Below are 18,469 nucleotides of genomic sequence, written 5' to 3'. Positions count from 1 at the left end.
GACAGTCTGTCTGTAAAAACCGACGCACCACTTCACAACGGGTTCCGAAAAACATCAGCCAACACAATTAAGTGTTCCCCGTACAAATACTTAATTGCAGCCATCCATAGACCAAAGCAAAAGTACGATACTCAAAACACTTAGAAATTTATGTATAGAGCCCGCTATCACCCACTGGGCTCAACTATGGGTTAATTCAACTAGCTAAACTTGATTTCAGCCCCCAGGCCACATCGCCTAAGAACGCTCAATTATCAGAGAAGCCTGACAAATCATCAAAACTTGAAACATAGCAGCCTTACTCAATCGCTATCCCGCAGCGATTTGTGTAGCCCCCCAGCCGTTTAGCGTTGACTGGCTTCTACAGCAAATCGCCCAGAATAAACCCAATCAATTCTTCCACCCCCGCACCACGGGGTTGGGTGGTCACCTTATCCGCAATGGCTTTTAGACTAGGGAGCGCATTGGCAACGGCGACCCCCACATCGGCCCGTCGCAACAGGTCCACATCGTTTTCCGCATCGCCGATGCCTGCCACCTTTTCCGTCTCCAGATCTAGCAGTTTCAAGGCTGTCCCTAGGCCACTGGCTTTGTCCACACCTGTGGGTAGTACCATCACCGCCCGCTTATTGAGAATGACCTGGGCGTCTAAACTTAGTTCCGCAATGGTCCTTTGCACGGTTTCGCCATGGGGTTGCCAGGTGGTAACAATTACCTGCCCCTGGTGCAGCTGTTCTATATCCTGGGCCTGGAGGCTGGCCATAAATTCTGGTGGGAAGGGTTGGGCCAGCAGGGTCATTTCATCGGTGCTGGGCCGATAAAATACGGCACCATTTTCCACAACGACGCCTTCAAATAGGTCTAGCCGGGGGCAGGCTGTTTGCAAATTCGTCAGCTCCCGACCGGTCACCATCAGCATTTTGCCCCCAGCTTCGCGGTAGCGTTCCATGGCGACAATGGTGGCATCGGCAACAACGCCATCGGTGGCTAGGGTACCGTCATAATCTGTGGCAATGATTCCATATTTCATTCAGGGCACTCCGCTACCGTAGCAAGACAGATCTAGAAAGTGGTTTAAACCTTATCCGCTACGAGCGCTCGGCTGATGCTGTGCACACAACAAATCGATAAACGTTACACGGTTGATCCCTAAAGAATTTTCAAAAACTGTTTGATTGCGTCCCGTGCTTCCTCTGTCTGATGTTGGGGACTATATAGAAGCTTTTTTTTCCCTACTTTTGGCAATAGTGTCAGGGTATAGGTATATGTTTTAGAGGTTCTATCATTACGCCTAATATTTATGGTTACGTCATGAATCTCATGGAGGGGACATTGCCAGGTTTTGTTACCCAACAGGGTATGGCGAATGCAGCGAAACTGTTGGGTGGATTTATCAAAAATCAGTGTCTCGGATTGTAATGCGAAATAAGGTATGCCAAGGCCAATAGACAAAAACAAGACCAATATAGCAATCACCGACATTTGTACGGTTTGGTCACATTGCCCTTGATTTTGACTAAGCACAGACGTATTCGAAGTTAGAAGGCTGTTGCCTAGAATGATTTTCGTGCCAACCACCGTAGGCGTGACGCGGTTCAATGTAGGTTCCACAACCAACCGTGAAGGCAGCAGGTCTGGCTGGCTGATCTGGATTGAGCCTAGCTGCTGACAATTTTGCCGACCGGCTCCCAAACTGAAGACTAAGCTAAGTAGAGCTAACAAAGGTAATCCTTGCCCTAGTACCCCCCAGACTCCCACAAAAAGTTTGTTAGTCCAAGGGATCGGATTGTGTAGAGATAGTTCTGAAGCGGTGTGTTTAAAGATTTTCATTGAGCCATGGAATCGGTGCAAATTTAGAACAAGGACTTAGCCGCAGCTTAAATTTTTCATACAAACTACAGGCAATCACGACCGGAAAGCTAGCAAAATCCGTGAAGCAGCCATTAGAATCGGTATAATTTGCTGACTCATGGTACATGGCTAACTGGGCAATCACCGTTGGGATTAATCGCTATCGCTATCTGCAACCGTTACAGTGCTGCTCAAATCCCAAATGCAGGGCCTACTCGCCGTCGTCAACGACCTATTCGAACAAGACGCCACCCCAAATTGGCTTCCCCTCAGCGAAGTTACCCTTTCGGTTGAAATCAATGCCGAAGGTAACCTCAGCCTGATTGGCAATGGCGGCTCCCTCGGCAATAGCGGCGGCATCACCCTCACATTTAGCCGTCCTCAGTAGTATGGGAGCGCAACCACGCAGACTGGCGTTTCACCTTACGATAGTCTGCCAGCGTTAGCTGTTGCCACGAAAACCAGAGGCCATAGATCAACAAAGCCAAGAAAAGATTACTAAACAACAACATCGAAATCTTGGTTGATCGTCCTGGGATCTGCAACAAAATAAACAGATCCAGACTGATTACTATACACGCTGTGTTTAGTACCCACCCCCGACAGATCCGTAACCGACTTCTGCCATATTCCAACAAACTAGCTAACCGCTCAGATCGCAGATAAATATAGCGACGGTCGTCATAGTCGTCTCCATCTTTGGCATAAAACTGTTGCGCCAATTTTGACTTCCATAGGGCATCAAATAGATTGTCGGCCACCCGATCGGTGACAATGCCCAGAATGTAGGTAATGGCCAAAATTGGCAGCAATGACGGCAGGGCAAATAGATGATCAAATGGCACCCAGCTATAGCCGAAAATGCTGAGCACCAAAAGCACAGCCCAGATGGTGGCACCGACACCAATGATAATCAGCTCAACAAATAAATCGGTGGTATTCATGAGCTGCCCCTACAGTTTTTTTCTCGGCGTTGCTGATCCTCAGAATAATGATTATATCCGGCACATTAAGCCACCGTGCTAGACCGTTTCATTGCCAAAATCTGCAACGGCTATTTTTGATCTAAAAATGGTTTTGCTAAAAAGTACCCGGCAATCGATTTTGCATCTACGCCCACACCACTATGGATCGCTTTTTCAAATTCTTCTGGCGTCATTAAGACAACTTCGATATCTTCGTCATCATCTTGCTCCGGTGCCACCTCTAGCTGCTCTAACCCTTTGGCCAGAAACGCAAAAATAAATTCATCTGAGTAGCCCGGTGCTAATGGAAACTTACCTAGGTTGGTCCAATCTTTAGCGCTATAACCGGTCTCTTCTTCGATCTCTCGCTGGATGGTTGTAAATGCATCTTCCCCGGTTTCAATCGTGCCCGCCGGGAACTCTAGCAGTCTTCCCCGTACGGCAAAGCGATATTGCCGCACCAACACCAGTTGGCCATCGGACGTGATCGGTACGGCCATGGCTCCCCCTGGGTGGCGAATACATTCCCACTGGCCTTCTACTTTGTTGGGTAGCCGCAGGCGGTTAACTTCAAAGTCAAATTTGCGTCCGGCATAGAAGAGACACTTCTGCAGCAGCTGGGGAGGTTCTAAACCAAGGGACATAAGAATAGATGCAGTGGAGTAACGGCATTAGCGTACACCATCAAACGGTAGCTTCGACTGCCCCTAGCTGGCTTTGCCTGTCCTTCGCTGGCTTCGACTACGCTCAGCCAGCGAAGGACAGGTTGACCAGATCAACTAAGCCACTAATGGATAAACGCCGGAAATATCTACTTGCATCAATAATTCTTTGATTGTTTGCTGGCGGATGGGATGGGGCAACTCAGGGGCGACTTCCGCCAGCGGCATCAGGACAAAGGCGCGCTCATGCATCCTGGGATGGGGCAAGGTCAGGCTAGGGGTATCCATGACGCGATCGCTATATAGCAATAGGTCTAGATCAAGGGTGCGCGGTCCCCAACGCTCACGACGAACGCGGCCACACCTCGTTTCGGTGAGGAGTAAAACCTGGAGCACCTGCTCTGGGCTGAGGGTGGTGTGGAAAATGGCACAGGCATTGATGTAGTCGGGCTGGGGTGGACCCACTGGGGCGGTTTTATAGAGCTGCGATCGCAGCCCCAACCGCATACCATCTATTTGATCCAGTTGTGCCAATGCCGTTTCAATCGTTTGCTCCGAGTCCCCCAGGTTACTCCCCAGGGCAATGGCACATGCCGTTTCCATACCGTTTTGATAAGTCTGTCACCCCCCAGTTCGGGGGCTCTTTATCATAACCGCTGTGATCCACAGAGCGCACGGAACATTCACCGCACCTGAAAACCCGTCCCTCCAAAAGAAGAACTTCTCCCCAGAAAGTCGAGCTTCCCTAACTGACCATTGATAATCCCTACAAATTCGGCTGCAGCCGCGCCACCAACTTATCCGCACTCAGGGCACCTTCAATCCGATCCACGATCTGACCGTCTTTAAACAGCACCATCGTGGGCAACGCATGCACCTGATACTGGGATGCCACATTGGGATACTTATCCGTATCAATTTTCACGATCTGCACCTGATCTTGGAGCTGACCTTTAACCTGCTGCAATATGCCGGACATTAACTGACAAGGGCCGCACCATGTGGCATAAAAGTCCACTAGCATAGGCTTTTCAGAGCCTTCCAGCATCTCTTGAAAACTAGAAAATTGTTGTTTGACAGCCATGGTTCTACATCCAGAATGGGTTATGCCTTCATGCTAGGCGAGCCCCCACAAAATTGGGTGTGATTTAAGCTAATCCTTTGTATTCCTTAGAAAAGACCACCAGCCAGGGCACCGGCCGTTTGATCCTCGCGCCCCAAAAATAATAGAGTGATCGAGCTGTTACCCATTTCCCCCTCACCATGACTGGAGCAATGCAAGATCAGGTCGCTATCATCACTGGCTCATCCCGCGGGATCGGTAAAGCGGCAGCCCTTGCCCTCGCGGCAGAAGGCGCTAGTGTGGTGGTGAACTACGCACGCTCTAGTACCGCTGCAGATGCAGTGGTCGCTGAAATTACCGAGGCAGGGGGCAGTGCGATCTCCCTGCAGGCCGATGTCTCCCAAGAAGATCAAGTAGATGCGTTGATCAAGGCCACCAAAGATAAATTTGGTCGCATCGATGTCCTGGTAAACAATGCTGGCATCACCCGCGACACCCTGCTACTGCGGATGAAACCCGCCGACTGGCAGGCGGTCATCGACCTCAACCTCACTGGCGTATTTCTCTGCACCCGCGCCGTGGCCAAAATCATGCTAAAGCAACGCTCCGGCCGCATCATCAATATTTCCTCTGTGGCTGGTCTCATGGGCAACCCTGGCCAAGCTAACTACAGCGCAGCCAAAGCGGGTGTCATTGGCTTTACCAAAACCGTGGCCAAGGAAATGGCCCCCCGTGGTGTCACAGTGAATGCGGTCGCCCCTGGCTTTATCGCCACGGACATGACCAATGAGCTTCCCAACACCGAAGAAATTTTGAAGTATATTCCCCTAGGCCGCTACGGTCAGGCAGATGAGGTCGCAGGCCTGATTCGTTTCCTAGCCGCCGATCCCGCAGCGGCCTACATTACTGGCCAGGTCATGAATGTCGACGGCGGCATGGTGATGTAATCGCCCCTATGGGGCTTAGCCAAAAGCTCCGTTCAGGGACCGACGGCTTCGACTCCGCTCAGCCGTCGGTCCCTGAACGGAGTCGAAGCCGTCCCCTACATAGGTGCCGAAAGTTTATTTTTCGCCAACGCGGTTTGCACAGCCGCCTGCTGATCCCGGTGGGTCATCCAACGGTGGTAGGTGCGATTGTGCACCTGCACCGAGTGGCCCATCATTTTGGCCGCAACGGCATCGGGCAACCCCATCAATATTGTTCGCACCGCCCAGGCATGGCGCAAATCATAGGGAGAAAAGGGAATTTCATAGCGCCGAAACTGGGTGGTCACCTGTTGTCCCACCCGCTGTAGCGTCGTGGTGCTCAGGTCAGTATTGATCCTAGGCAGTTCTCCATTTAATAGATCAAACCGTTCCACCCATTCTGGATAGAAAGGCCACACCGCATGGCGACCGGTTTTGGTCGTTTCCTGCACAATAATTTCACGGTCAGAGGATGGCTTTGCCCCCGTGCCGCTGGCTGGCGCACAAAAGAACACCTCATGGTTACGTAAGCCATAGGTGGCCATCATGCCGTAAACATACTTCCAGCGAGGGTTCTTTAGGCGGTCATAAACTTCGAGAATTTGCTCATCTGAGGGCAAATCGCGCAGTTGGGTCTGGCTAGTACCATAGGTTCCCCAAAAGGACTTCAGATCCGTTGGCAGCTCCAAATTCAAAAACTCGGCAAAGGCGGCTAACGCGGTACAACAAATTTGACGACTGCGAGAATTTGCCTGGGTGCTTTGCACCGTGGCATAGATCGCTTCGGGCAAACTCAGATTAGGATGTCGATCTGCCGTAGTGTGCAGTTTACGCAAATAGGGCACGTAGGCTTTTTCCCAAGTGGTGCGCAAGGACGCAGCCGACGTTTCTGAAGAACGCGCGGCAAAGAAGTTAGCTTCAAAAGCATCGATCTGGGAAGATAAATCGGCCCCACCCATACGCAGCCCCGCTATGGGACCTAAGTAGTCCCGCCAATCAAAAATATTTTGCAATAACTGAGCCGCAATAATTTTAGCCGTCTGCTCACATTGCTTTAGCCCCGCTTTAGTCGCCGCAATTTTTAGGGGCACTCGCTGTTGATAGGGGCGCAGCTTAGGACTTCCAGGACGCGGCGGCAAGGTTCCTCGCAGATTTAGCCGATCGCCACGGCGCTCAATTTGCAACCCTAATTTGGCCGCCTTCAAACGCTGGTTAACCTGGGTTAAGGACGTATCTAGGGGATGAACAGAGGCTACTTTAGCCATGGGTAAATGAAAAATATTCTCATTTTCTACAAATCCGATATGCCTAGGTCGGAGTTAGTTGTTACGATAAGTCAAAGATGATTAAAACTTCGTTTAAAAGGTAAGCGCGCTGTCATGGGTCGTACTGGAGTCTTATTACTGAATCTTGGGGGTCCGGAACAGCTTGAGGATGTACGTCCCTTTCTGTTCAACCTGTTTGCTGACCCAGAGATTATTCGACTCCCTTCTCCGTGGTTGCAAAAACCATTGGCTTGGCTAATTTCCACTAGCCGTGCTAGTAAGTCCCAGGAAAATTATAAGGAAATCGGTGGTGGTTCTCCGCTACGACGCATTACCGAAGAGCAGGGAGAGGCTCTAAAAGCCTATCTACAAAAACTAGGGCGCGATGTAAAAATTTACATCGGCATGCGCTATTGGTACCCCTTTACAGAGGAAGCGGTTGCTCAAATTAAGCAAGATGGCATTGAAGAGCTTGTCATTCTGCCGCTATACCCTCAGTTTTCTATTAGTACTAGTGGCTCTAGCTTTCGTCTATTAGACAAGTTGTGGCAAGATGACCCGGCTCTACAAAAAATTGACTACACCCTAATTCCATCCTGGTACAACAGCCCCGGCTATGTCAGAGCCATGGCTGATTTGATTACCCAGGAATTGGATAAGCTACCCGATTCTAATACCGGTCATATTTTCTTTAGTGCCCACGGGGTGCCGGTCAGCTACGTGGAAGAGGCTGGGGACCCGTATCAGCGGGAAATGGAGCACTGCGTTGATTTGATTATGCAGGCGGTTGGTCGCCCCAATGATTTCACCCTGGCCTACCAGAGCCGGGTGGGTCCGGTGGAATGGCTGCAGCCTTACACTGAGGATGCCATCAAGGGGTTGGCAGCGAAAGGCATCGATGATTTGGTGGTTGTCCCCATTAGCTTTGTGTCAGAGCACATCGAAACCCTGCAAGAAATTGATATTGAATATCGAGAAATTGCTGAGGAAGCGGGCATCGAAGGGTTTCACCGGGTGCCAGCCCTAAATACCTACCCTGTCTTTATTGAAGATATGGGGAATATGGTCGTCAAAGCTCTAGAGTCTCCCCGCAAGCTATTTTCAGATGCGGCCCAGCTCCAGAAGGAAGTGCGGATCTACCCCCAAGACAAGTCGGCATGGGGACTGACTCCCTTTGCAGAAGTGTGGAATGGCCGCTTGGCCATGGTTGGGTTCTTGGCCCTGCTATTGGAAATGGTTAGCGGCCACGGTCCCCTACATATTGCGGGTTTGATGTAGTAACCGGTTTTATTTCATAGTTTTTGGCCATGGGTATTGTGTGCAATGCCCATGGCTATTTGTTATGGCTATTTGTTTCTTTTTTGGGCCATTGGCGCCAGATGGCAGAACTGCGAATCGCCAACCATAGTAAGAAGAGGGCAATCAAGCCCCCTTGCTCAGGGGCATCAAATGCTAGAAATACTAGACAAATACACAGGGCATCTTCAATAAAGATGGCCCACATGGGCGGGCTCTTAAAGCGATATAGCCAGCCCACTTGCACCATTTGAATTACCAACGCTAAGACGCCACCGGTAATGGCTAAAAGCACCAGCAGCCAGCTATCGGTGATGTCTGCTAAACGTGCGATCGCAATCCCAGCAATGGTGCCCACAAAGGGACTAATAAATAGTTCTGCACTTTGCAAAAATCGGCGACTGACCCGATCCTTAGAAATAATCAGCTCGATCAAAGACCAAATTACCAAGACAGCAATCACCAAGGTCTCTGGAATATTCGCCAAAATTGGCACCGTCGACCACAGCTTATCCCCTGCGAATAAGCCAATTAGCAACAAAGGCAAGGCCAACCTCAGACCAGTGGCCGCCGAAATTGCAAGTACGGCAAGGAGTTCTGGAATAATCACGTCGTTAGGTCAATGGAGTGAGATGAGCCTGAAGACCACAGCAATCTGAATAAAACGCAGGCCAACAAACCAGTATTAAACAGACACAAAATGAAAGGACACCCCTATCCACAGCGGTCACAAGGTGGGGTAAACAGTCAGCTTTGTTCAATCTTTAAACAGACGAATACTTAAGACAGGCAGAGGCCAGTAGCAATAACCGCCCATTTACTACCAACCAGGCACCAGCAACTTTTAAAGAGTTGACTTAATCTAGAACTAGTAGATCACAGGGTTAACTTTGGTCCTTGGATGCCACAGGTCCGTGCATGCCACGGGATAGAAAAATCCTGACCCGCAAGGCGACACCCCCCATAAATAAACAAGCAGCCTACATCAGGAATTTGTTTGGCCGTTGCTGATTAAAGGAAAGTCAGCAACGACTTGGTTTTATATAGGCTGCCCAAATCGTGAGTTCGTACCCTCTCCCACTATGTCATCCGATCGTCCTCTATTAACTGAACTAAAATCTGCCACCACAGCTCGGTTTCAGCTGTTGGGCTGTTTATTAATTTCCCTTTGGGCCATAGAAATTATAGATTTTTTAGTTTTTGGAGGCCGTCTAAATCAATACGGTATTCGTCCTCGATCTTTGAGTGGCCTGTGGGGAATTGGGTTGGCGCCGTTTCTCCATGGCGATTTTAAGCACTTAATGGCCAATAGCATTCCCCTATTGACCCTCAGCTGGTGGGTGATGCTGCAATCTATCCGCACCTGGGTAATGGCATCGGTCATCATTGCTTTTTTAGGGGGTGCGGGCACCTGGCTACTCGGCGGCCTATTGGTGGCTGGCAGCTCAGTACACATCGGTGCTAGCGGTGTAATTTTTGGCTACGTTGGCTTTCTATTGGGGCGCGGCTACTATGAACGAACCATGGGTGCGATCGCAGTAGCTTTATTTATATTGGTTACCTATGGGGCCATGTTCTGGGGTCTGTTTCCCACCCAACCCGGCATTTCCTGGGAAAGCCACCTATTTGGATTTATCAGCGGCATCATCGCCGCCTACGTACTCAAATCCAACCCTGACATGATTTCAGACAGATAGCTAGACGTCGCTTCCACAGCCGCAATAGCATCTTCGTAAAGCATCCTTGTGGGGCCCATCACCCCCACCGTTCCCACCGCCATCGAATCCCGGTTGTAGGGAGCCGAAATCAAGGCACATCCCTGCATCGGCTCTAACGGGTTCTCTTGGCCAATCCAAATTTTGAGCGGATGTTTCTCATCCACACACATCAGTGGCCAAAGCTGCTCCCGCTCATCCGCCAATAACGCCACCAAATTACGCAACCGATTCTGCTCTGCAAATTCAGGCTGGCTCAGCACATCTGCCATACCCGTCACCAAAATATGGGTTTGAGGATGGCGTTTTCGTTGGGCTAAGTCGTCAATGGCATGGCACAGGGCCAGAACATGGTGCTCGGCCGTGTCTATCTCTTCCCAATCCAAAGTAGAAATTTCAGATAGGGGCCGTCCGCGCAGCTGAGTGGTTAAAAAATTAGATAAAATCTGTAGCTCACGATCGAGATCCGTCGAGTCCTCAGCCACCCCCGTCCCCGTAGTCCCCTGGGGCAACCTCACCACCATCGATTCGGAACCATAGCCATCGAGCACGACCACCAGCAGTACCTGATGGGCCGCAATCTGCACGAGCTGTAGATGCTTGACCACCATTTTCTCTAGCTGAGGCAGCGTTACCAACGCGACATAGCCACTCAGATGGGCCAAGATATGCACTGCCTCTTGGAGCAAGGCCTCCACACTCCATCCCTGCCACTGCAGCTGCTCGCTGAGCAAACGATCCATACGCTGGGCCGTGGGCTTCGATGGTTTAATCAGCTCATCCACATACAACCGATAGCCTGAATCTGACGGCACCCGCCCCGCCGACGTATGGGGCTGATACAAAAAACCTGCACGTTCCAGGGCTCCCATAACATTGCGAATCGTCGCTGGACTCACATTTAAGTCAAATGCTTCCAGCAACGATCTCGAACCGACAGGTTCCGCTGTTGATACGTAGTGGCGCACAGTGGCACGCATCACCTGCTGCTGACGAGAACTGAGGTTACTGGTATTGTCGGGAGCCATCAAAATTCATTGTAAGCAACGTGTTTAGCACCATTCACCATTGAGACACTCTTACCAATCCATAGTAAGAATTATCCAACTGTCAGAAAGACCCATAGGATACTAAATCCTTTAATAAAAATATTAGATTGTCTTGTCTTAAAAGAGTTTTAAGAATTGAAGTGTAAACATATTGTTACAGGATGCCCTGGCACCAGGTTAATTTCCCCCCCTTGACAACCGCAGTCGTAAGAGCCACATCGTTTGGCTACGCGCCCAACATTAGGTACTGTGCTGAAAATAATCATTCAGGTTTAAGTCTTTGCTGTTTTCAATTTGACGCAACATAGACCGGGTAATGAGCTTGCCTTTTTCTACCAGCACAGCTCCTGTCAGGGGATGCAACAAATCTTGATCCGCCCGCCGCCCAATCAACGGTTCAATATCTTGAACAGAGTTGACGTACATGCCGGGGGGCAGTTCCACAACTACGCCATTGCCCATGACTCGAGCTTGACAGGCCAACCGGGAATTAGCATGGCAGGACGTAATGATGGCAAGGGTACGCTGTTCTCGACGACTGATGGGCGTCAGCGACTCCATGCCTCGGTTAACATAGATATGGCATGTGGCGCACATCCCTCGACCGCCACATTCTTTTAGGACGCTCAAATCCCGATGCAAGAGCACTGACAACAGGTTGCCGTTGGTTTCCACCGCACTTTCTTGAGCAATCGGTTCTAAACGGACTGTTTTTACCATTAAAAAATCTCTAATTATCGGTAACCGGGCGCTATGAGGTTATTCAACTAAAAATCTCTAATTATCGGTAACCGGGCATCACAAGGTTATTCAACAAATAACTATTCACCAAATAACAACTGCCAATGGGATGGCGACAGGGTTTGTGCCAACAGGATGTCATAGTCTCGAATAATGTGAGTACATCGCTGATGAAACCGCTGAATCCAAACGCGCACCTCGGCGAGCTGTTCTGGCGATAGTTCTGGGTGGCGTTCGGTAACGCTGAGGGTGCCATCCGCAGCGATTTGAAATTGCCCCAGCCAGTCGCTATCGCGCAGCTGGGACGCTCGCCAGTGATTGACCACCAGCTGAGCACCGAGATAGCGCCTAGCCACCTGACTAACGCTATTCATCGCAGCGAGCACCGTGTCCACAGGTACGGTAGGCAGCTGCTCGAGATCTGTGGCAATCGTCCCTGAGGCATTGCCCGCATTCAAGGTTTCGATACTTTCAATTAGAGCAGCATAGTCTGCCTTAATGAAGTGCATTAATTCATTGACAGCTTTTGAATGCTGACTGGAGCGCGGTCCTTCACCAAAAATCAGCAAAATTGCTCCATTCTCAGCTTTATGTAGTTCCACTTGATACCCACCAAATTGAAAAACACAGAACTCTAACGCAGGGGGGGTAGTTTGAATAATTTGCTGAATCCCTTGCACTAGCAGGGGACGCTGATCGGGACAACGGCCCTGGTTAAAGCCGACGGAATATATGTCGCTCGGGATTTCCCCCTGGTCTACGGACGTGAGGCTAAAGCCGATAATACCGGGCAGATTTATAAAATTTTGAATCAGTTGGCACTGCATATAGATAAGGGCAGACAGGTCAAATCCACATCAAAGTGAAAGTGAGTGTTGAACGATGGCTGTCGGCATTTAATATTGTTTTTTTGCTGATATTGGGAATGGTGGTAGTGAATACATGCAGGCGATAAACCAGTTCTGGCCAGGGCATCATCTGCGATCTCAAACTGTCATTCAAAAAGTTCTCTCAAAGTTTCCTCCATAAATCAACATATTAGTTAACGTTTTAAGCTATTCTCCCCTCATAAGGAATGATTGAGCTATGCATTCTGTGGACTCGACGGTGTTAATACGCTGGCTAGCTTGTCAACAGCGATAGAGTAGCGCCATCTGATTACCTATAATGCTCTTGCCAGGTTTTCACGAAACATGCCACGGATTTTGTTCGAAATACCGGCGTTGACACCCTAACCGTTATGTCTGACCTCCCGTTTACGTTAGATCAATTGCGCATTCTTAAGGCGATTGCGGCGGAGGGTAGTTTTAAGCGAGCTGCCGATAGCCTTTATGTTTCTCAGCCCGCTGTCAGCCTTCAGGTACAAAACCTGGAACGCCAGCTCGACGTCCCCCTATTCGATCGCGGCGGTCGTCGCGCCCAGCTTACAGAAGCTGGGCATTTGCTGTTGGAATATGGCGATCGCATTTTGAGTCTGTGCCAAGAAACCTGCCGCGCCATCGAAGACTTGCAGAAGTTACAGGGGGGCACCCTGATTGTGGGCGCGAGCCAAACCACGGGCACCTATTTACTGCCCAGGATGATCGGCTTATTCCGCCAGCGCTATCCCGATGTGGCCGTTCAGCTCCATGTCCATTCCACGCGGCGCACATCGTGGAGTGTGGGCAATGGCCAAATTGATTTAGCCATCATTGGCGGAGAGGTGCCGCCAGAATTGCAAGATTCCCTTGAAATTATCCCCTATGCAGAGGATGAGCTGGCCTTAATTATGCCCGTGTTCCATCCATTGGCTAGCAGTCAGGCCATCCAGCGAGAAGACCTCTACAAACTTAAGTTTATTTCCCTCGATTCCCAGTCCACCATTCGCAAGGTGATTGACCAGGTATTAACTCGCTGCGGCATTGAAACTCGGCGCTTGCGGATTGAAATGGAACTCAATTCCATTGAGGCCATTAAAAATGCGGTGCAATCTGGCCTCGGGGTGGCCTTTGTATCCATCTCCGCCATTGAAAAGGAATTGCAAATGGGCGTCATCCACCGGGCCAAAATTGATTCGGTGGTGGTGAAGCGCACCCTATCGGTCATTTTCAATCCCAATCGCTACCGTTCTACGGCCGCTGGGGCATTCACCAAGGAAATTTTGCCCCAGTTTACTAACCGGGATATTGATTTTGATCAGCGATCAGACCGCAAAAAGAATGGCGCGGGTCAATCAGCCCCGGCCAAATCACCAGCGAATGGGAAACCCATAGCTCAAAACCCGGTGGAAGAGAGCAATTAGTTTAAAGCGTTGCTGATCCATGCAATTACACTGCACTCGGCCAGGCTGTGCTCGGCCCCTTAATCCCCATCCCAATCTAAAACAATCGATTCAAACCACTGCGCAGTTGTTTTGCACTAGCTGTGGCATGCCCTTAATCTTGAGCGGCCGCTATTTGCCCACCCGGCTGCTGGGGCAAGGGGGGTTTGGCGCAGCGTATTATGCCTGCGATCGCTACACCCCCACCCAGCGCCCCTGTGTCGTCAAACTGTTCCAACCCTCCTCCCAACTAAATCCGCAACAGCTACAAATTGCCCAAACCCTCTTTGCCCGAGAAGCCGAAGTACTTGAGCGCCTAGGCAACCAACATCCACAAATTCCAGATTTGTACGCCTATTTCCCCATGGTGGTCAAATCCCCCACCTCCGGCAACGATGAAGAATACTTTTACCTAGTCCAAGAATTTATCGACGGGGAAGATTTAGACCAGATCCTCGACCGCCGTGGCAATCTTCCTGAGGGCGCCGTTAAGGCAATCCTAATTTCCATCCTAAAAGTTCTAGACTTTGTCCACCAAAACGGAGCCATCCACCGGGACATTAAACCGTCCAACATCATGAAAACAGTGGACAATCAGCTGTACCTGTTGGATTTTGGTGCCGTCAAACAAGTCACCGGGGCAACCGCATCAAACCGCTCAACCGGCATCTACACCACCGGCTATGCCCCTCCAGAACAAGTCACAGGTGGCCAGGTCTTCCCAGCCTCTGACCTCTATTCCCTAGCAGTGACCTGCATTGTGCTGTTGACCGGCAAAACCACCGCCGAACTATTTGATAGCTACAGCAACCGTTGGCATTGGCAAACCCACGTCCAAATCCAAGACCAAACCCTCGCAAACGTCATCGACAAGCTCCTGAACTTTAGCCCCCAAGACCGCTATGCCAGCGCCCAAGACAGCCTAGATGCCTTACTGCAAAACAGGGCCCCAGCAACGGCAAAATCACCACCGCCGCCAAGCGCCCCACCCTATGCCCAAAAATCACCGCCGCCACCGATTCCCGTAACCGCACCGGCCGCAGCGCCCATCAGTCCAGCGCCAGCTTCCCCACCGGCGGCGCCCCCATCCACAAAAAAAACACCACCACGGGCAGGCATATTGGCGGCAGTGGCCTTACTCATCGGCCTGATCGCTGGGGGGAGCTGGTGGATTAAACAAAAAGGATTTTTCACCAGTAATAGTCAAACGGTCCAAATTCCATCCGTCAGCAAGTTTCAGGATGTAGCTGTGCCCCCAGGCCAATTTAGCTACGGCGGCAGTACCACTTGGGCCCCGATTCGAGGAATTGTGGATGCACAAATTCAGCAGGCCATTCCAGGCTTGCAGCTGATCTATCAATCGCCAACCAATGGAGCCGCAGGCTCATCCACTGGCATCCAAATGCTCATCAACGGTGAACTAGATTTTGCCCAAACCTCTCGCCCCCTGACCGCAGCTGAGCGACAGCAGGCCCAACAACAGGGACTAACCCTAGAAGAGATCCCCATTGCGACCGAAGGGGTGGCCGTGGTCACCCACCCAGACTTACCAATCCAAACTATTCGTTTAGCAGAACTAAGGGATATTTACACCGGTCGAGCCGTCAACTGGCAGCAGCTAGGGGGGCCAGATTTACCCATCGTGCCGATTTCTCGCAGTGACGTCGGTGGCACCGTCATCTTCTTTAGCAAAACTGTACTAAATGGAGAAGCCCTGGCCACCAGCGTTCAACGTAGCGCAAACACCACGGAAGCCCTACGCCTAACCGGCAATACGCCCGGCGCCATTTACTTTGCATCGGCCCCAGAAGTGGTCGGTCAATGCACGGTCAAGCCAATCGCCATTGACCAGCATCCCCCCTACCAGCTCCCTTATATCGACTTGCAAAATTGCCCTGGCCAGCGCAACCAACTCAACCTAGATAGCTTTGAATCGGGCGACTATCCCCTGACCCGACCACTCTATATCGTAAGCACACCAGACAACCCCATAGGCAATATTTATGCCACCCTGTTGCGATCCAAAGAAGGACAGGCGGCATTAAACAAAGCCGGTTTTGCATCCCTGCAATAATTGCATCAGAGCCAAACCAGCCACAGAACGAACCGATAAAAACGGACCGATTACAGCCAACAGAAATCAAGACGGAGGACTACCCCCGCCTCATCTAAAGCGTATATATTGCAAAGCCTATCCCTGCTGTTTGAGGCTGGCACCAAAGGGAATACTGATTAAATTCTCTCCATGACTTTGAATCAAACCGCGCTGACGCAACTTACCCATCAGACGTGTCACAGTTACTCGAGTGGAGCCGATCGCACTACCAATTTGGGCATGGGTCAATGGAAAGGGCAAATAGTAGCCATTCTCACAGGGCTCACCATACTCATCCACTAGCAGGGTCAAAAAGCCCAGTAGACGATCAATAGTGCGTCGCTGGCCTAAGGTACTTAGCCATAGCAGCTTGCGCTGGTGCTGGCGGCGAAATGCATCTAAAACTTCACGGCGGAAATGGGGCCAAGTATCTAGATCATTCCAGTAAAGCCACACAATCGTTGTGTGATCGACGTGGGAAAAACTTTGCAGGGTAAATGGAGGCTGGGCCACAATTTCAAAGGGTTGACCGGCACCAACGAATCCTAAAAAGGCCTCCTCTGCTGCCACCAATGGCATGCGAGATGAAGAACTCTTTTGCTGCTTAAGGGTGGCACTGACCTGGGCACTCCCCACCAACCGCACGGCTCCCTGTTGTACTAAATACAGCAGACCTGGACGAGTAGGAATGCGCTCATCTTTACTAAAAGTACGGCATCGATAGTGTTCCTGGGCCCAGTCAAGAATGCGTTGCCACACATGGAATGGCCGAGCGTCATCCGATGGGATAGATGAGGACATGGGAACGGTACTGGAAGTTGTCGATAATTCAGTTAGTGTCATTTACCTAGTGTCAAGCCATAGAGTTTTGAGCCAAAACAAGCTGGCTGGAATGCTTTCGATATAAGAAAACCCCAGTCATTGATGCGCCCTGAAAATAAGCGTTTATTGTGAATTTAAAAGGATATTAAAGACCTACGTCACCTACCAAGGAACCGCTGTATCCGTCAACCGTAGAACCACGATCAGTATACGAAACAAATACATTAAGTACATTAATACAAACGGCTGATCCAGTTGGCATCCTGAAATCAACTTCTTTATATTTCCTTCAGCTTTCTTTGAAGCAGACAACTGAATTTTCAGTAACGCTATGTACGTTTACTTACACCTCAACTAAAAGAACCACAGAATTTTCTCTGTACTTTTACCGAGTTAATACAAATATGACATGGTTTTCGTTAAAACGGACGTTGCAATCTAACCTAGCTTCAAAAATTGATGATCTCCATCACATCAGTCAAAGAAGCAACACATTAAACCTTCACACTCCTGCTACATCTTCAGGGGTTTTATTAAGCATCGGTAAAATCACAAAGATTTGTCATCGGGACATTCCCGTAAAAAAGTTGATATGTCAGGAGACGGTTACGTATTTTTCTGCAATTCCACTGAAAATAGCCCCCATGGGCCCATGGTCTGTGGACGAAGTTGCGTCGGTATTATTATCCGTTTTAACAGAATCTGGGGACCCGGCCATTTGGGACCAGGTCAAAAAAACTGACACGGGCTGCCTGGAATTTGTGATCGCAGACCAGGGACTCCAGCAATGGCAGCAATACCTGCACCTCCATGGCCTCCCCCCTCTGACCCAAGCCGCCCCCAGTATGACGCCGGATATTTTGTGGCAATTACAGTCTGGATATGAACTATGCCACCGATGGTCTACCCGTATATCCAGCATCGATATCCAGACCGTAGGAGATCATACGCAGACAATCTATGGATTGAGCTTGATCACGTCAGTACCTTCCCTGAAGCAGATGCTGGATGGACTGTTGCATATTTGTGATGCTTGGCATGAAACCACATCTTTACACCTCGTACATCAAGCGACGGATTTGGTCTCAGCCATTGACCGATGTACAGGGCATATTTCACCCACATCACCTGAATCCTCCATCGTCTTGCCATGGATTCAAGTAGCGCAAGTGGTGCTGAAAGAATTACTACACAATAGTTGGGGCTATCAACTGGTGGAACAGTTTTGAAAAAGGTTCCATATTTTTTTGGTGTGGGGGTGACAAACTCGGCCAGTTAGCCTAAACTTGTCTTGTGTGTGAGGAGCGAACCAGTAAGGGCACCGAGACGAAACACGGCCAGTCGTCGGTGCCCTTTCTGCTTTTAAATTTTCTTCGACTATCTATTTCTAAAAATCTTAAGGAGCTTCAGAGCATCTAGCCGCGATTATGCTTTGAAGTTTTGGATAAAAGATATGGGTCGCTTGGCTTCTGACTAAATGCCGCTACCGTCATTATTTTAGTCAGAACATCAAGTACATGGCCAGCGAGTGGTGAGTGGCCAGCAATTGGTGAGTGGCCAGCGAGTGGTGAGTGGCCAGCAATTGGTGAGTGGCCAGCAATTGGTGAGTGGCCAGCAATTAGTGAGTGGCCAGCAATTGGACAAAATAGGGCCCCGTTCATAGATTATTTTTCTAAGGATT

19 protein-coding genes are annotated in these 18,469 nt (G+C 50.0%); 7 read left to right on the top strand and 12 right to left on the bottom strand.

Annotated features, from left to right (window positions below; translation table 11 throughout):
* Window positions 1-361 precede the first annotated feature (361 nt).
* Together IXB28_RS03510 and IXB28_RS03505 are read right to left on the bottom strand one after the other, a co-directional pair.
* On the bottom strand, window positions 362-1,030 hold the full coding sequence (locus IXB28_RS03510; protein ID WP_215617160.1) for an HAD family hydrolase: 669 nt from the start codon (window positions 1,028-1,030) through the stop codon (window positions 362-364).
* Window positions 1,031-1,149: 119 nt separating this feature from the next.
* Window positions 1,150-1,830: a hypothetical protein gene (locus tag IXB28_RS03505; protein ID WP_215617159.1), complete on the bottom strand. Its 681-nt coding sequence runs from the start codon at window positions 1,828-1,830 to the stop codon at window positions 1,150-1,152.
* Window positions 1,831-2,035: 205 nt separating this feature from the next.
* Here IXB28_RS03505 and IXB28_RS03500 point away from each other — a divergent pair, with 205 nt between their 5' ends.
* Entirely contained in the window at window positions 2,036-2,239 is a 204-nt protein-coding gene (locus tag IXB28_RS03500) for a Pepco domain-containing protein (protein ID WP_215617158.1), read from the top strand.
* On the opposite strand, the gene IXB28_RS03495 is transcribed toward IXB28_RS03500, so the two are convergent.
* The 4 genes from IXB28_RS03495 to trxA all read right to left on the bottom strand — a co-directional run bounded on the left by IXB28_RS03495 (window position 2,223) and on the right by trxA (window position 4,562).
* A complete protein-coding gene (locus IXB28_RS03495) occupies window positions 2,223-2,795 on the bottom strand; it encodes a hypothetical protein (protein ID WP_215617157.1) in 573 nt (190 codons plus the stop codon). The two genes, IXB28_RS03500 and IXB28_RS03495, sit on opposite strands and share 17 nt — an antisense overlap.
* Before the next feature lie 110 nt (window positions 2,796-2,905).
* Complete coding sequence (locus IXB28_RS03490; protein WP_215617156.1) at window positions 2,906-3,460, bottom strand: NUDIX hydrolase; 555 nt, start codon at window positions 3,458-3,460, stop codon at window positions 2,906-2,908.
* A gap of 135 nt (window positions 3,461-3,595) precedes the next feature.
* Window positions 3,596-4,081, bottom strand: coding sequence for a 2-amino-4-hydroxy-6-hydroxymethyldihydropteridine diphosphokinase (folK, locus tag IXB28_RS03485; RefSeq protein ID WP_215617155.1), 486 nt, complete (start codon window positions 4,079-4,081; stop codon window positions 3,596-3,598).
* Between the two features lie 163 nt (window positions 4,082-4,244).
* Entirely contained in the window at window positions 4,245-4,562 is a 318-nt protein-coding gene (trxA, locus tag IXB28_RS03480) for a thioredoxin (protein WP_215617154.1), read from the bottom strand.
* A 179-nt stretch (window positions 4,563-4,741) separates the two neighbouring features.
* Between trxA and fabG the strand changes: the two genes are divergently transcribed.
* Entirely contained in the window at window positions 4,742-5,488 is a 747-nt protein-coding gene (gene fabG / locus IXB28_RS03475) for a 3-oxoacyl-[acyl-carrier-protein] reductase (protein WP_215617153.1), read from the top strand.
* A gap of 95 nt (window positions 5,489-5,583) precedes the next feature.
* Here the strand turns inward: fabG and IXB28_RS03470 are convergent, their stop codons facing one another.
* Window positions 5,584-6,771, bottom strand: coding sequence for a site-specific integrase (locus tag IXB28_RS03470; protein ID WP_215617152.1), 1,188 nt, complete (start codon window positions 6,769-6,771; stop codon window positions 5,584-5,586).
* A 114-nt stretch (window positions 6,772-6,885) separates the two neighbouring features.
* On the opposite strand from IXB28_RS03470, the gene hemH reads away from it, so the two are divergent.
* Window positions 6,886-8,049 carry a ferrochelatase gene (gene hemH / locus IXB28_RS03465; RefSeq protein ID WP_215617151.1) on the top strand — a complete coding sequence of 388 codons (1,164 nt, stop codon included), beginning with the start codon at window positions 6,886-6,888 and terminating at the stop codon, window positions 8,047-8,049.
* A 55-nt stretch (window positions 8,050-8,104) separates the two neighbouring features.
* On the opposite strand, the gene IXB28_RS03460 is transcribed toward hemH, so the two are convergent.
* Window positions 8,105-8,671, bottom strand: coding sequence for a DUF4126 domain-containing protein (locus tag IXB28_RS03460; protein WP_407659171.1), 567 nt, complete (start codon window positions 8,669-8,671; stop codon window positions 8,105-8,107).
* A gap of 478 nt (window positions 8,672-9,149) precedes the next feature.
* On the opposite strand from IXB28_RS03460, the gene IXB28_RS03455 reads away from it, so the two are divergent.
* Window positions 9,150-9,764, top strand: coding sequence for a rhomboid family intramembrane serine protease (locus tag IXB28_RS03455; RefSeq protein ID WP_215617149.1), 615 nt, complete (start codon window positions 9,150-9,152; stop codon window positions 9,762-9,764).
* Here the strand turns inward: IXB28_RS03455 and hrcA are convergent.
* The 3 genes from hrcA to IXB28_RS03440 form a co-directional block, all read right to left on the bottom strand.
* Complete coding sequence (gene hrcA, locus IXB28_RS03450) at window positions 9,722-10,810, bottom strand: heat-inducible transcriptional repressor HrcA (RefSeq protein ID WP_215617148.1); 1,089 nt, start codon at window positions 10,808-10,810, stop codon at window positions 9,722-9,724. The two genes, IXB28_RS03455 and hrcA, sit on opposite strands and share 43 nt — an antisense overlap.
* A gap of 261 nt (window positions 10,811-11,071) precedes the next feature.
* Window positions 11,072-11,551, bottom strand: coding sequence for a 2Fe-2S iron-sulfur cluster-binding protein (locus IXB28_RS03445; RefSeq protein WP_215617147.1), 480 nt, complete (start codon window positions 11,549-11,551; stop codon window positions 11,072-11,074).
* A 101-nt stretch (window positions 11,552-11,652) separates the two neighbouring features.
* Window positions 11,653-12,399, bottom strand: coding sequence for a hypothetical protein (locus tag IXB28_RS03440; protein WP_215617146.1), 747 nt, complete (start codon window positions 12,397-12,399; stop codon window positions 11,653-11,655).
* A gap of 413 nt (window positions 12,400-12,812) precedes the next feature.
* Here IXB28_RS03440 and IXB28_RS03435 point away from each other — a divergent pair, with 413 nt between their 5' ends.
* Both IXB28_RS03435 and IXB28_RS17140 read left to right on the top strand, forming a co-directional pair.
* Complete coding sequence (locus IXB28_RS03435; protein WP_215617145.1) at window positions 12,813-13,853, top strand: LysR family transcriptional regulator; 1,041 nt, start codon at window positions 12,813-12,815, stop codon at window positions 13,851-13,853.
* A gap of 19 nt (window positions 13,854-13,872) precedes the next feature.
* A complete protein-coding gene (locus IXB28_RS17140; RefSeq protein WP_215617144.1) occupies window positions 13,873-15,945 on the top strand; it encodes a serine/threonine-protein kinase in 2,073 nt (690 codons plus the stop codon).
* Between the two features lie 117 nt (window positions 15,946-16,062).
* Here the strand turns inward: IXB28_RS17140 and IXB28_RS03425 are convergent, their stop codons facing one another.
* Window positions 16,063-16,767, bottom strand: coding sequence for a Crp/Fnr family transcriptional regulator (locus tag IXB28_RS03425; protein ID WP_215617143.1), 705 nt, complete (start codon window positions 16,765-16,767; stop codon window positions 16,063-16,065).
* A 665-nt stretch (window positions 16,768-17,432) separates the two neighbouring features.
* On the opposite strand from IXB28_RS03425, the gene IXB28_RS03420 reads away from it, so the two are divergent.
* On the top strand, window positions 17,433-18,017 hold the full coding sequence (locus IXB28_RS03420) for a hypothetical protein (RefSeq protein WP_215617142.1): 585 nt from the start codon (window positions 17,433-17,435) through the stop codon (window positions 18,015-18,017).
* Window positions 18,018-18,469 lie beyond the last annotated feature (452 nt).

Source organism: Leptothoe kymatousa TAU-MAC 1615 (assembly GCF_018739865.1).
GTDB classification, from domain to species: domain Bacteria; phylum Cyanobacteriota; class Cyanobacteriia; order Phormidesmidales; family Phormidesmidaceae; genus Leptothoe; species Leptothoe kymatousa.
Note: the sequence above shows the minus strand (reverse complement) of the source record. Positions and strands in the feature narration are given on the sequence as shown.